This is a genomic window from Flavobacterium sp. DSR2-3-3, assembly GCF_049896585.1.
Lineage (GTDB): Bacteria > Bacteroidota > Bacteroidia > Flavobacteriales > Flavobacteriaceae > Flavobacterium.
The window spans coordinates 18559-31983 of the sequence record NZ_JAFCUP010000003.1; the positions used below are offsets into that span (position 1 = coordinate 18559).

The 13425-nt window shown below is 33.7% G+C and carries 11 protein-coding genes; 5 read left to right on the top strand and 6 right to left on the bottom strand.

From position 1 onward, the window contains the following. Positions 1-13: 13 nt before the first annotated feature. The 3 genes from ggt to ACP7AQ_RS05095 all read right to left on the bottom strand — a co-directional run bounded on the left by ggt (position 14) and on the right by ACP7AQ_RS05095 (position 2991). Positions 14-1699: a gamma-glutamyltransferase gene (ggt, locus tag ACP7AQ_RS05085; RefSeq protein ID WP_426094638.1), complete on the bottom strand. Its 1686-nt coding sequence runs from the start codon at positions 1697-1699 to the stop codon at positions 14-16. A 145-nt stretch (positions 1700-1844) separates the two neighbouring features. Next, a complete protein-coding gene (locus ACP7AQ_RS05090; RefSeq protein WP_126454889.1) occupies positions 1845-2258 on the bottom strand; it encodes a GxxExxY protein in 414 nt (137 codons plus the stop codon). Positions 2259-2409: 151 nt separating this feature from the next. Beyond that, entirely contained in the window at positions 2410-2991 is a 582-nt protein-coding gene (locus ACP7AQ_RS05095; protein WP_426094639.1) for an ACP phosphodiesterase, read from the bottom strand. Positions 2992-3110: 119 nt separating this feature from the next. On the opposite strand from ACP7AQ_RS05095, the gene glmM reads away from it, so the two are divergent. After that, the gene (gene glmM / locus ACP7AQ_RS05100) at positions 3111-4499 is read left to right on the top strand and encodes a phosphoglucosamine mutase (protein ID WP_426094640.1); all 1389 of its coding nucleotides are present in this window, start codon (positions 3111-3113) and stop codon (positions 4497-4499) included. Between the two features lie 82 nt (positions 4500-4581). Here the strand turns inward: glmM and ACP7AQ_RS05105 are convergent, their stop codons facing one another. From ACP7AQ_RS05105 to ACP7AQ_RS05115, 3 genes are all read right to left on the bottom strand, one after another. Continuing rightward, positions 4582-7119 (bottom strand): TonB-dependent receptor, encoded by a 2538-nt coding sequence (locus ACP7AQ_RS05105; protein ID WP_426094641.1) that lies wholly within the window; start codon positions 7117-7119, stop codon positions 4582-4584. Then, positions 7106-8020 carry a FecR family protein gene (locus tag ACP7AQ_RS05110; RefSeq protein WP_426094642.1) on the bottom strand — a complete coding sequence of 305 codons (915 nt, stop codon included), beginning with the start codon at positions 8018-8020 and terminating at the stop codon, positions 7106-7108. Before ACP7AQ_RS05110 ends, ACP7AQ_RS05105 begins: the two co-directional genes overlap by 14 nt. A 61-nt stretch (positions 8021-8081) precedes the next feature. Beyond that, positions 8082-8597, bottom strand: coding sequence for an RNA polymerase sigma factor (locus ACP7AQ_RS05115; protein WP_426094643.1), 516 nt, complete (start codon positions 8595-8597; stop codon positions 8082-8084). A gap of 259 nt (positions 8598-8856) precedes the next feature. On the opposite strand from ACP7AQ_RS05115, the gene ACP7AQ_RS05120 reads away from it, so the two are divergent. The 4 genes from ACP7AQ_RS05120 to ACP7AQ_RS05135 all read left to right on the top strand — a co-directional run bounded on the left by ACP7AQ_RS05120 (position 8857) and on the right by ACP7AQ_RS05135 (position 13197). Next, on the top strand, positions 8857-9900 hold the full coding sequence (locus ACP7AQ_RS05120) for a hypothetical protein (RefSeq protein ID WP_426094644.1): 1044 nt from the start codon (positions 8857-8859) through the stop codon (positions 9898-9900). A gap of 89 nt (positions 9901-9989) precedes the next feature. Continuing rightward, entirely contained in the window at positions 9990-10766 is a 777-nt protein-coding gene (locus tag ACP7AQ_RS05125; RefSeq protein WP_426094645.1) for a membrane metalloprotease, read from the top strand. A 32-nt stretch (positions 10767-10798) separates the two neighbouring features. Further along, positions 10799-11380, top strand: coding sequence for a porin family protein (locus ACP7AQ_RS05130; RefSeq protein WP_426094646.1), 582 nt, complete (start codon positions 10799-10801; stop codon positions 11378-11380). A 329-nt stretch (positions 11381-11709) separates the two neighbouring features. Beyond that, positions 11710-13197, top strand: coding sequence for an aminotransferase class V-fold PLP-dependent enzyme (locus tag ACP7AQ_RS05135; RefSeq protein WP_426094647.1), 1488 nt, complete (start codon positions 11710-11712; stop codon positions 13195-13197). The last annotated feature ends 228 nt before the right edge of the window (positions 13198-13425 follow it).

A 13425-nucleotide genomic window follows, 5' to 3' on the forward strand; every position in this document is an offset into this window, starting at 1 on the left:
AAATAGTATAAATTTAAAAACCAACGGCTTTATTATCACCTCTTTTGTCTGCGCCACCTTCCAGTTTTCCATTTGGAAGAACCAAAATAGCATCTACTTCGCCAATTATTTCTTTGTTTTTTTCATTGATAAAATATCCTTTTCCTTTCAGTTGTTTTATCACGTCCTTGGCGAAAGAATTGGGTTCAAAAGTAATTTCATCGGGTAACCATTGATGGTGGAAACGTGGAGCGTTTACCGCTTCTTGCATGCTCATATCAAATTCATACACATTTAATATTGTTTGTAAAACCGAAGTAATAATGGTAGAGCCTCCCGGTGTACCTACAACCATAAAAAGTTTACCGTCTTTTTCGACAATAGTTGGCGTCATGGAACTCAACATTCTTTTTCCGGGAGCAATACTGTTGGCTTCACTTCCCGTTAGTCCGTATAAGTTTGGAACGCCGGCTTTGGCACTAAAGTCGTCCATTTGATTATTCAAAAAGAAACCTAATTCGTCACAATATATTTTCGAACCATAATTATCATTTAAAGTAGTTGTTGCCGAAACTGCATTCCCATCGGCATCAACAATAGAGTAATGCGTGGTTTGGTTGCTTTCATATCCTTTTATTGCTCCGTGCGCAATATCCGAAGATTTAGAAGCTTTGTCGAATGAAAAATCAGCCATTCTTTTTTCTAAATAGGATGGACTTACTAATTCTTTTAACGGCAGTTTTATAAAATCAGGATCGCCCAAAAAATAATTTCTGTCGGCAAAGGCTCTTCGTTCTGCCTCTGTAATTACCTGAATTGTTTTTACGCTGTTGTGTCCCATTTGCGAAAGATTGAAAGGTTCAATCATTTTCATAATTTGATTCAGACAGATTCCGCCACTGCTGGGAGGCGACATAGAGGTAATTTTTAAATTTTTGTATTGAAAAGTAATTGGAGTTCGCCATTTGGCATTATAACTTTTTAAATCTTCTAATGTGGCATTTCCACCTTTTTTAGCAAGGAAAGCAACTAACTTTTTAGCTGTTTCCCCCTTGTAAAATTCATCTCTTCCGTTTTTAGCAATTCGTTTTAATGTTGCTGCCAAAGCGACATATTTTATCGTATCATTTTCTTTATATGTTTTGGAAAACAAACTGTTCTTACCATTACTTTTTATAAAGGAAGCTCTGTAATAAGCCAAACTTTCGGCTTGAAATTTAGTAACAACAACACCTCTTTCTGCCAAAGCAATTACTGGTTTGAGAATTTCACTGATTGGCAAGGAGCCATATTTTTTGTGTACTTCAAATATTCCTGCAATGGTACCCGGGATTCCAGATGCCAAAGCAGTCTCGGTACTTTTTCCTTCAATTACATTTCCTTTTTCGTCCAGAAACATATCTTTAGACGCTGCCAAAGTTGCTTTTTCTCTGTAATCGATAGCTCCAGTTTCACCATTTGCTTTTCTAAAAACCATGAAGCCGCCACCACCAATATTTCCCGCCTGAGGATGTGAAACCGCCAAAGCCAGTTCCATGGCAACCATAGCATCAAAAGCATTACCGCCTTTTTTCATAATTTTAACTCCAATTTGCGACGCTTCTTCACGAGCGGAAACGACCATAGCTTTTGAAGTTACTAAACCAGTTGGTTCAACGGTTTTTTCATTTGATTTGCAACCTAAAACGATAAGTAAAAGCAGGAACATTATTTTTTTCATTGTCTAATATATTTTGGTTTTAGGTGTATTGTTTTGGTTGTTTTAGATTGTAATGCATTAAATGGTTTGACCACATAGAGTCATAGAATTATAGTTTGTGTGTAAAAAAACTTCGCTTAAAAATAGATTTCATAGACGGATTTACTTATTCTGTTGGTAAAATTTTATAAAATTCATTAACGAAAGTCTTTTGCCCCTCTTTGAAAATATTATAACAATTAAAATTTATCAAAACACCTTTTGGTGATTTTAATAATTTCATATGATTCAAAAGTTTTGCTTCAAAAGCAGGATGTATTTCTGAGACGGCTTTAAACTCTATAACAATTAAGTTTTCAACTAACAAATCACATCTAAAATCAGATTCCATGATTTTGCCTTTGTAAATGACAGGTATTTTAAGCTCTGAAATAAAATTAATATTCCGCACCCGTAATTCCTCTTTCATACATTGGTGATAGACGCTTTCTAATAAACCTCTACCCATGATTTTATGAACTTCTATTGCTGCCCCAATAATTTGAAAGCTTAATTCATTTAGATATTTTTGTGTAATCATCCTTTTAGTCCTTTCGAATTATTAATCTTCTTAAAGCGTTGTTGATTTAAATATAATATTGTCTTTGTAATACTACTATGTTTAAAAATTATTTTCTAATCTTTCACTATAATGTAACAAACCTATAATTCTATGTGGTAAAAAAAAATCATTAATCAATTCTTTTTTGTTTTGCAAAAGCGTTCAATTCTTCAAAGAATTCGGTGAACTCCTTTTCAAATTCCGAATAAAATTCCGAAAGCTCATTGGTAGCATACCGCATTTTAGATTCGTTTTTGGTGCGATGGTCCATTTGAGTCAAAATATGCTTAATTCCTTCAACCGTTTGATAACTCACCAGCCAATTTTCTTTCATCATGATAGGCATTAGTCCTTTGGTTCGTTCTGACAGCATTTCGTAATTATAATGCAAGGATTGGTAAAATCGTTCCACAAAATCCACTAGATTTTCATCGGAATACTTCGTCCAGTTTTTTGCCAAAAAATGGTCATAAAAAACATCTACAATAACACCGGCATAATGATGATAATGTTCATGCAACCGTTTGGTACTTTGTCTAAAAACTGGATGTGCATCAGTAAAAGTATCAATGGCACGATGCAGAATAATTCCTTTTTGAATTTCTAAAGGATAATTCTCAAAATGTTTTCCACGAATTCCGTCGGCCATGAAATTGCCAATTTTGATCAAGTCATTTTCACCGGAAAGATAGATGTGTGCTAGAAAATTCATTCGCCTAATTTAGGAATTTAAATGGTTAATTTTGAATTCTAAATGACTTTTATAAACCCTCAATCATTATATTTGTAAGCAATTTATACTTTATAATTCAAAATTTAAAATAATAATTAATGACTTTAATAAAATCAATATCGGGAATACGTGGAACAATAGGAGGAAAAGTAGGGGATAACCTGACACCTGTTGATGCGGTTAAATTTGCCGCGGCGTACGGAACTTGGTTGAAAAAATATATCGGGAAAGAAAAAATTACTGTAGTTGTAGGTCGTGACGCCCGTATTTCGGGACCAATGATTCACAATTTGGTGGTAAATACTTTAATTGGTTTGGGAATTGACGTGATTGATTTAGGTCTTTCAACAACGCCAACGGTTGAAGTTGCTGTTCCGTTAGAAAAAGCCGAAGGGGGCATTATCCTTACCGCCTCACATAATCCAAAACAATGGAATGCCTTGAAATTATTGAATGAAAAAGGAGAATTCCTGAATGGAGAAGAAGGCTTGAAAATTCTTGAAATTGCGGAAGCGGAAGCTTTTGATTTCTCAGATGTGGATGATTTGGGAGAAATTATGATTAATGACGCTTACATGGATATTCATATTGATGAAGTCTTGAATTTGCCTTTGGTAAATGTTGATGCAGTAAAAGCAGCCAAATTTAAAGTGGTTGTTGATGGCGTGAATTCGTCTGGAGGAATTATTATTCCAAGATTATTAAAATTAATGGGCGTTGAAGTAGTAGAATTATACTGTGAACCGAATGGTCATTTCCCTCACAATCCCGAACCTTTAAAAGAACATTTGACTGATATTTCAGAATTAGTAGTTAAAGAAAAAGCGGATTTAGGAATTGTTGTGGATCCTGATGTGGATCGTTTGGCTTTCATTTGCGAAGATGGTGAAATGTTTGGTGAAGAATATACGTTGGTGGCTTGCGCCGATTATGTTTTGAGTAAAACACCAGGAAATACGGTTTCGAATATGTCGTCTTCCCGTGCCTTGCGTGATGTGACTAATGGGCATAGCGGAACCTATGAAGCCAGTGCCGTAGGTGAAGTGAACGTCGTGGAATTAATGAAAAAAAATAATGCTGTAATTGGTGGTGAAGGAAACGGCGGAATCATTTATCCGGAACTGCATTACGGTCGTGATAGTTTGGTAGGCGTGGCGCTGTTTTTAACGCATTTGGCCAACAAGAAAATGACGGTTTCTGCTTTGCGTGCTTCGTATCCGGAATATTACATGAGCAAAAACAAAATCGAATTGACGCCACAAATTGACGTTGATGCGATTCTTGTTGCCATGACGGAGAAATACAAAAATGAGGATATCACAACAATTGACGGTGTAAAAATTGATTTTGCTGAAAATTGGGTTCACCTCAGAAAATCGAATACGGAGCCAATCATTCGTATATATACCGAAGCGGCTTCACAAGAGAAAGCAGATGCTTTGGCACTAAGAATTATTGATGAAATAAAAGCAATAGCTGGAATTTAATTTTATGTTTTAATATAAAAGGAACCCTTTCAAAATAAAATTTGAAAGGGTTTTATGTTTTATTATACGGTATAATTTGGAATTAAAAATTCACTCTAAAACTTATATTTGGCGTTAATCCAAGCGATTTATTATCTACTTGGAGAGCATTATTTGGGTCATTTGGATTCACTTTGTAATAGCGATTGATAACATTATTTTTATTGGTAGAATTAATTACACCGGCAGTAACCGAAGCTTTTATAGATTCCGACAGATTGAAATTGTAATTTATGGAAGCATCTAATCGCATGAAATTATCCAGGTTTTCACTGTTTGGAGAATCATAATTCACTAAAGTGTTATTTCCGTTTTGTATGGTTTCTTTACCTGCAATCAGTTTTGTATACGGTTGTCCATTTCTATAAATACCACCAACAGCTATTTTTAAAGTTTTAAGAATATTGTAATAGAAACCAAGTGAAAAAGAATGCCTTATATCTGCATTATTAGGAAAAGTGGAAGGGGTAAAAGTATCAAATTCATAGTCGTTTATACTAAACGTATAACTTACCCAAACGCTATATTGACGGGCTGTTTTGTTGGCTAAAAATTCTAAACCTTTGGCGGTGTAACTTCCATTTGCGGTGGTATACTGAAAGCTGTTATAGAAACCCTGATTAGAAGCAGTAATGCCGTCAACAATTTTATAAAAACCCGTAGCCTCAATATTTAGTTTGTCTTTATTGAATTCCAAACCAAAAGAACCTTGTTTACTCGTTGCAATCGGAATATCTTTATCATTTACTAAAACCCAACGTCTTTTTTCGACACCTAAAAAATCATCTTCGAAATCTACGATTTGTGTAGTAGATTGATTTTTGAATTCCCCTTCTAATTTTAAAGCAAATTGATCTGATAATTTTTGTCGAATGTTTATTCTTGGCTCGACCAAAAGCTTTTCAAATTTTTGAAAATAATTTAACCTCAATCCAACTCTCAAATAGGTATTGTTTTTATTGTACTCCACTTCAGAAAATATGGCATGATTCAATAAAACATCTTTTTTAGTGCTAGAATACAACGGAGCACTAACGGTAGTTTGATTTAACATCCCTGTTTCATTAAATTGATACCCAAACAAGAAATTTAAGTTGTCATTAGTTTTGTAATGTGTATTAAGTTTAGCTCCCGTTTCGAGCACCTCATTTGCTTCGGTTAAAAGCTGGTCTGTTTCCACTCTGTAATCCGCAGCGTCAATATTGTATCTGGAAAAGTAAGTGATGAAGTTTGAACTTAATTTTGAATTCCATTGTGCTTTCCAATTTCCGCCGTAGCCAATATTTTTCTGAGTTAAATTACTGGTTTTAGATTGAGTTTGGTTTGAGTTTTTAATGTTTCGTTCCGAATAATCCAAAGCGTTATTGATACCGATAATATTCGCCCTGAATTGATGTTTTTCATTTAAATCGAAAAGCAATTTAGCGGTATAATCATAAAAGTAAAAATCAGAAGACGTATCGCGTTGATTGCTATCGGCATTGATTTCTGTATCCTGAAAACTACGATCAAAGTACTTAGTATATGTAGGAGATTTAAACAAATCAGTAATTGAGCGACGTCCCGAAATATGAAGTTCTAATTTTTTAGTAATTGGAATTTCTAAAAAAGCATCGGCGCTAACTAAGTTAATTCCTGCGCCACCGAAAAATATATTTGAAACCAGGTCTTTAGTTTGCATATTTATAGTACTGGAAACACCATCGCTATATTCAGCGCTTGTTCCATTTTTGCCAACAATAACTTTGTTAGTAAGATTAGGATTAAAAGCGGAGATTAACCCGAAGAAATGACCGGAATGATACATTTTAATATTGTCCCAAAGAACTAAATTCTGATCGTTAGTTCCGCCGCGCACGTTTATATTAGCAATGCTTTCATTGGTGCTTTCCACACCGGGAAGCGCTTGAATGGATTGCAAAATATCAGGTTCTATTAATCCGGGAAGAATACCAAATTTTTTGGTGTTTAAAACAGTGCTTCCATCCAGGTATTTTTGTAATCCTGGCGTTAAATAAACATTTATCAGGACCTGATTTAACTCTTCGTTTTTTGTAGAAAGAACAATTTCTTTACAATTATTTTGTGCTGAAAACAATTCGTTTGCCGAAAACTGTCTGGATTCAAAACCCACATAAGAAACAGTAAGCGTCGCATTTATTGGAATATTTGTAAAGATAAATTTACCTTTTTCATCAGTGATTGCACTTCTTACAAAGTTATTTACAAGTACAGAAGCACCAACTAAACGGGATTTTTTTTCATCGGAAAAAACAATGCCACAAACCGATATTGTTTTGTTTAGCACAGAAACGGTCACATATCGATTGTCTAAAGCTTTGAAATTTAAAAGCGTTTTCGAATTTAGATAATCAATTGTTTCTTGTAATGTAAAAGATGCATTCGGTTTGTCAATTCTAATGGTGGCTACATCTTCAACTGCATATGAAAACTTAATATTGAATTGTTTTTCGAGAGAAATGATTACCTCAGTTAATGGTATTTTTTTAACTGTATTTTGTCCATAACAAAAACTGCCAATGCAAAGCAGCAAATAAATCAGCCATTTATTTAACACCATAGTTGTAAAATATAATGGTTTTGCCTTTTATCTTATAACTCAATTGAAGCGGAATTGTAACCGCCTGAAGCGCTATTTCTTTATCAGTATGAGTAAAACTTCCCGTAAAAAGTTTTGAAGTGTCGACATCTTCTACATTAATTTTTATGTCATACTGACGCTCTAATTCTGCAATAACCTGATCTAACGGAATCTTATTAAAGCTTGATTCTTGTTGCATCCACGAAGGATTTTGTTCGTTAAAATCTTCAACATTTTCGATAATCCCATTTATAACTCGGAATGTTTTGCCGGGAGGTAATTTAATAGTTTCGTTATTATATGTCACACTCACCAAACCTTCGTAACAATTCACTTCAAAATAGTTTTTGCGTTCCTTAACGTTAAATTGTGTCCCTAAAACGGTAACAACTCCAGCAGCTGTGTTTACACTAAACGTTTGTCCTTTTTGTACCTTAAAATAAGCTTCTCCTTCTAACGTTAAAGCTCTTTTATCAGCCCATTTTTTTTCGTTAAAACTTAATTTTGAAGCAGAGTTTAATATTACTTCAGAATTATCAGGAAGCGTGACTGTTTTTGTTTGCGCTATTTGAGTTTCAAAAGATTTGACGTTATTAAAAAATAAAAAATAAGTAGAGGTTAACATAACAACCAGAATAGCGGCAACTCTGTAGAATGCCTTAAAGTTTAAAGTTCTGACTTTTGTTTTCTTTTTAGACTGGTTTCGGGTCTTAAAAGCTTCTAAAGCAGCGAAAGCATCTACTTTTGGAGTTTCCAGCTGTGATGAATAATGAGCAATCTTTTCAAGTGTTTGCAAATCTTCAGATTGTTTTAAATCTTCAATTTCTTCGCTTGAAAGCTCATTATTTAACCATTTTAAGATCTCTTTTTCGTTTTTCATTTTGTATCTCTATGTTTATAAGACAACTAACTTTTAAATTACCCTACAGATGAATGAGTAATTATATATTTTCTATTTGGGCTCTTAATAGTTGCAGCGCACCCGACATTCTTTTTTCTACGGTTTTTTGAGAAATATCGAGTAACTCTGCTATTTCCCGGTACTTTTTTCCATCTATTCGATTCAATAAAAATACTTCACGCTGTGCCTCACTTAATGATGCAATAGCTTTTGTGAGTTTTTGTTTAAATTCTTCTTCTTCGAATAAATATTCGGGACTTTGAATATTGGTATCTAGGTTAGGCGCATCTTTGGCGTACCTCAATACCACTTTTTGATGTTTTATGTTATTCAGGAATAAATTATTAATGCTGGTAAACAAATATGTTTTGACTTTAATAAAGTCAATTTTGGAACAATTTTCCCAAATTTTGGTAAAAGCATCTTGCACTAAATCTAATGCAGTTTCATCATCACCACATTTGTAATACGCAAAATTAGTGGCTGATTGCACATGCTTTAAGTAAAAGTCTCTAAAGTGATTTTCTTCGCAAAGTGTACTTTTTTCGGCGCTCATTGAGTATTAATTCATTTTTTGTAGGCTGTAAATGTAAATTATTTTTTTAAAAAGCAGTTGCGTTACTAATAATTGCTTTTTTATGAAAAAATAGTTTAAAATTTAATTTATTGATTAATAGTATTTTAAGAATTTATTTGTAAAGTTTTATATTTTTTTTAAAATTTTGATAGGGTAAAAATAAGCTTAGTTGTCTTACTAACAGAAAGGCGCTAAAAACAACGCTTGTAAATATAAAAATACATTAAATTTGAAAATTATGAAAAAATTAAAAACGATTACAGGAATTGCATTGATGGCTATCTTTGGATTTACATCATGTCAAAGTGAAATTGATGACGTACAAGGAGAAAATCCAAATACTAATTCGGCTAATTCAACTACAACAACTAACTTGAAACGTACTTCCATGTACGATGGTTCATTTGATGATTTCTTGGATGGAGCATCTTGTTCTTCAATTTTGTTACCAGTTACCGCTAAAGTAAATGGAGTTCAGGTTTCTATCCTAAGTCAATTAGACTACCAACAAGTTATTTCTATTTTTGGACAGCTTAACAATGACCAAGATACTGTTGTATTACAATTTCCTTTAAAAGTAAGATTAAGTAACTACACTGAGGTCACCGTTACTAATCAAACCGAATATAATGCTATTCTTAATGCGTGTACATCTGCGGAAGCTTCTGGACAAGATGCTATTTCTTCGGTAAATATCACCTTTCCAATTACAATTTTAACGTATAATGTTAGTTTAGTACAAACAGGAAGTGTTGTCATCACATCCGAACAACAATTATATACGTATATGTCTAATGTAAGCAGTACGGAACTATTTTCGGTAAATTACCCAATTTCAGTGACGATCGCCGATGGAAGCAAAATGACGATATCCAGTGACGCTGAATTGCAAGCCGCTATTACTGCCTCTTTAAAAACAGAAGCAACGATGGCAGCAGCAGTGCAAAATGGTAAAAAATTAGAAACAATTTTGGTTAACGGAAAGTTTAAAGTTGATTCATACGTAAGTGCAGGAGTAAACTCAGCAACTAATTATAAAGATTTTACAATAGATTTTGCAAATAATTTATCGGTAACAGCTGTAAATTTATTAACTACCACTGTAAATGGTACCTATGCAGTACGTTCAGAATTAGATGTTTTACTAAAACTAAATTTTTCAGGAAATGCTTCGTTTGTTTTGTTGAATAATACTTGGAAAGTAACAAGTTTTACTGCTTCGACAATCACATTGCAGAGCACTACTAATGCAGGGGTTACATTAGTATTGAAACAAATATAGCTGGATTTCAGTTGGTAGTTTAGTAAGAACAGCTGCCTGAAATAATGTAGCTGTTTTTATATAAATTAACTAAATAATAAAAATAATAAATGAAAAAAGTACTTACTTTGCTGACTATAGGTTTATTCCTTTCAGTAGCATCTTGTTCAAAAGAAGATGATCCCATAGATAACTCAGTTGCAGTAAATCCTATTACGAATAAACAGCAAACAGGAAGTTCTTCTAACGATTTATTATCTGATAAAAAGTTCAAAAGCATGGTTATTGAAATCGTGTATGTAGCCGGTTTTGAACCAAGCAGTACAGCAATTAATAATTTTGTAAATTTTCTTACAGCAAGAACATACAAACCAAACGGTATCAGTGTTATCAAACGTTCTATACCATCTCCAGGAAATTCACCTTATACCAGTGAGGAGATTGTAAGTATTGAAGATGCTAACAGAACAAAATACAATACTTCAGATCAAATAGCGGTTTGGGCATTTTTTGCAGATGGAAAATCTTCGAAAGACACTGATACATCAGTTATTCTTGGAACTGCTTACAGAAATACTTCTTTTGTCATATATGAACAAACTATTCAAAATTTAAGTAACAGTCCATTTGAACCCAACAGAAGTTTATTAGAAACAACGGTAATTACCCATGAATTTGGTCATATTCTTGGATTGACAAACCTTGGCACAGCCTTGCAAAGCAATCATGAAGATGCAGCGCATCCAAAACATTGTATTGAAAAAACGTGTTTGATGTATTGGTCTTCAGAAACAGGAGGCGGTATTTCAAACATGGTTTCATCTGGCGCAGCTCCACAATTAGATGCGCAATGTATTGCTGATCTTCGTGCCAACGGAGGAAAATAAGTGTATAATTTCTACAATCAAAAACAAAAAAGATGAAAATAAAATATATGGCAATAGCGTTATTCTTTGGTGTAATAGCAACAATGAATGCCCAGGACAGTACTGTTCACAAATCAAATGGAGGGATAAAAGGAGGTTATAATTTAGCAGCCGTAAGTTTTGACGGAGATGGAGAAACTGAACAACGACATGGTTTTCATATAGGAGTTTATGGCGAGTCCTTTATTAGCGAAAGTTTTTCTATTCAACCTGAATTAATGTATTCACAGCAAGGATACGAAATAACAAATAGCAGTGGGACTTTTACGCAAAAGTTAGATTATATAAATTTGCCATTAATGCTAAAAGCCTATCCTTCTAAAAATTTCTTTTTGGAAGCGGGGCCACAGATTGGATTAGCAATTTCACATAAAGAAGAATATGAGGGACTTTTTAGTGGTTCACAGCAGTATGATCCCAATAATTTTGATTGGGGGATGAATTTTGGAGGAGGATTTAAAATGGATTCTGGTATTAGTTTAGGAGTGCGTTATCATTTAGGTTTAGGAGATTTATACGATGAAGGCAAAGCACAAAACAGAGTACTGCAGTTCTCATTAGGCTTTGATTTGTAATCGTAATTAGTTTTAAAATAAAAATTCTTTCAGAGTGTAAACTTTTGAAAGGATTTTGATTTTAAGCCAAATTTTTTTCCTGTTAGGGAGCGAGTTATTGGATATTTTTCAGAGATATTGTTCCCGTTTTCCGTTGTAATCTTTTCCTTTTTAAAGAAAAAAGGAAAAGGATTTACACTGCAACCGGGGCTAAAGTTGGAAAGAATGGTTCCTTTTTTGGAAGTATTAGAAAATTGTATTACCGAATTTCATAACTGATCCTCCAAATAAGTTTCTAATTTCAGAAATACCTAGAAAACCTATATCTTTGAATTCAAATTAGACATACAATGATTTCCAAAGAAGCGCCAACACAATTAGAGCAGTACTTTCAACAGTTTCGCAATAACATAATTGGAATAGATCAAGGGTTTAAATCTCCTTATGGACATAAACAAATTATTTATACTGATTGGACAGCTAGTGGTCGTTTGTATCGTCCTATTGAAGAAAAACTAATGAACCAATTTGGTCCTTTTGTGGCCAATACCCATACAGAAACGACCGTGTCCGGAACGGCGATGACTAAAGCTTATCATCAGGCGCGTCATATTATCAAACATCATGTGAATGCGAGTGCTGACGATGTATTGATTACTGATGGAACAGGAATGACAGGCGTTGTCAATAAATTTCAACGAATCTTAGGTTTAAAAGTACCCGAAAACTTAAAAAATTATATTACTATTCCAGACGAAAAGAAACCAATTGTTTTTATTTCGCACATGGAACACCATTCCAATCAAACTTCCTGGCTGGAAACTATTGCAGATGTTGAAGTTATTCCTTCTTCGCAAGACGGATTGTTCAGCATAGAAAATCTTGAATTGTTACTTGAAAAATATAATGAGCGACCTTTTAAAATAGCGTCGATCACCTCTTGTTCAAATGTTACGGGAATCAAAACTCCGTATCATGAAGTGGCAAAAATAATGCATCAACATAACGGACTTTGTTTCGTGGATTTTGCTTGCTCCGGTCCTTATGTAAAAATCGATATGCATCCAGAAGACGCCGAAAGTTATTTGGACGCCATTTTCTTTTCGCCACATAAATTTCTTGGCGGACCTGGGACTTGCGGCGTTTTAGTATTTAATAAAAAATTATATCAAAATTTAGTTCCCGATAATCCAGGTGGTGGAACGGTAAGTTGGACGAATCCATGGGGAGAACACAAATACATCGATAATATTGAGGATCGGGAAGATGGTGGTACTCCCGGCTTTCTTCAGGTAATAAAAACCGCATTGGCTGTTCAGTTGAAAGAGCAAATGGGAATTGAAAATATCTTGAAAAGAGAGCACGAAATAGTAGATTATATTTTTTCGGAATTAGGAAGTATTTCAAACATTAAAATTCTGGCAGGTCAACACCAGGATAGGTTAGGAGTGATTTCTTTCTTTGTGGAAGATTTGCATTTTAACTTGGGCGTGAAATTATTGAATGATAAATTCGGAATTCAAACTCGTGGCGGTTGCAGTTGCGCGGGAACCTACGGACATTTTTTATTGCATGTAGATCAAGAAACATCGCATAAATTAATTGACGAAATTAGTCTTGGAGATTTAATCAGAAAACCGGGCTGGATCAGAATGTCTATTCATCCCACAACTACAAATGCGGAAATTGAATTTGTTTGTACCGGAATAAAAGCATTGGCAGAAAACCATAAAAGTTGGGCTTTGGATTATGATTATAATTCGATTACCAATGAGTTTGTGCATCATCACGCAGAACCTTTAGAAGATGAATTGGTTAAAAATTGGTTTTCTTTATAAGACTGAACATTTGTTTCATTATTATTTTTTTAGATTGGATAAATAAATAATACAACGAAGATAAACTTGTATGAAAAGTAAAATAAAGACATTAGGTCAACCTATTACGAATTTAATTGTCCAAAATAAAATTCTATTCTAAGTTTATAAAAGCCTACAGTTTTTAACGTAAATAAAAAATGCTAATTTTGCAATTGTAATTTTTTGTCGTTATTAAACGGAAACCAA

What these genes read in the sequence shown, in the direction of transcription:
- ggt (WP_426094638.1), bottom strand. Translation starts at nt 1,699, where the DNA reads ATGAAAAAAATAATGTTCCTGCTTTTACTTATCGTTTTAGGTTGCAAA.
- ACP7AQ_RS05090 (WP_126454889.1), bottom strand. Translation starts at nt 2,258, where the DNA reads ATGATTACACAAAAATATCTAAATGAATTAAGCTTTCAAATTATTGGG.
- ACP7AQ_RS05095 (WP_426094639.1), bottom strand. Translation starts at nt 2,991, where the DNA reads ATGAATTTTCTAGCACACATCTATCTTTCCGGTGAAAATGACTTGATC.
- glmM (WP_426094640.1), top strand. Translation starts at nt 3,111, where the DNA reads ATGACTTTAATAAAATCAATATCGGGAATACGTGGAACAATAGGAGGA.
- ACP7AQ_RS05105 (WP_426094641.1), bottom strand. Translation starts at nt 7,119, where the DNA reads ATGGTGTTAAATAAATGGCTGATTTATTTGCTGCTTTGCATTGGCAGT.
- ACP7AQ_RS05110 (WP_426094642.1), bottom strand. Translation starts at nt 8,020, where the DNA reads ATGAAAAACGAAAAAGAGATCTTAAAATGGTTAAATAATGAGCTTTCA.
- ACP7AQ_RS05115 (WP_426094643.1), bottom strand. Translation starts at nt 8,597, where the DNA reads ATGAGCGCCGAAAAAAGTACACTTTGCGAAGAAAATCACTTTAGAGAC.
- ACP7AQ_RS05120 (WP_426094644.1), top strand. Translation starts at nt 8,857, where the DNA reads ATGAAAAAATTAAAAACGATTACAGGAATTGCATTGATGGCTATCTTT.
- ACP7AQ_RS05125 (WP_426094645.1), top strand. Translation starts at nt 9,990, where the DNA reads ATGAAAAAAGTACTTACTTTGCTGACTATAGGTTTATTCCTTTCAGTA.
- ACP7AQ_RS05130 (WP_426094646.1), top strand. Translation starts at nt 10,799, where the DNA reads ATGAAAATAAAATATATGGCAATAGCGTTATTCTTTGGTGTAATAGCA.
- ACP7AQ_RS05135 (WP_426094647.1), top strand. Translation starts at nt 11,710, where the DNA reads ATGATTTCCAAAGAAGCGCCAACACAATTAGAGCAGTACTTTCAACAG.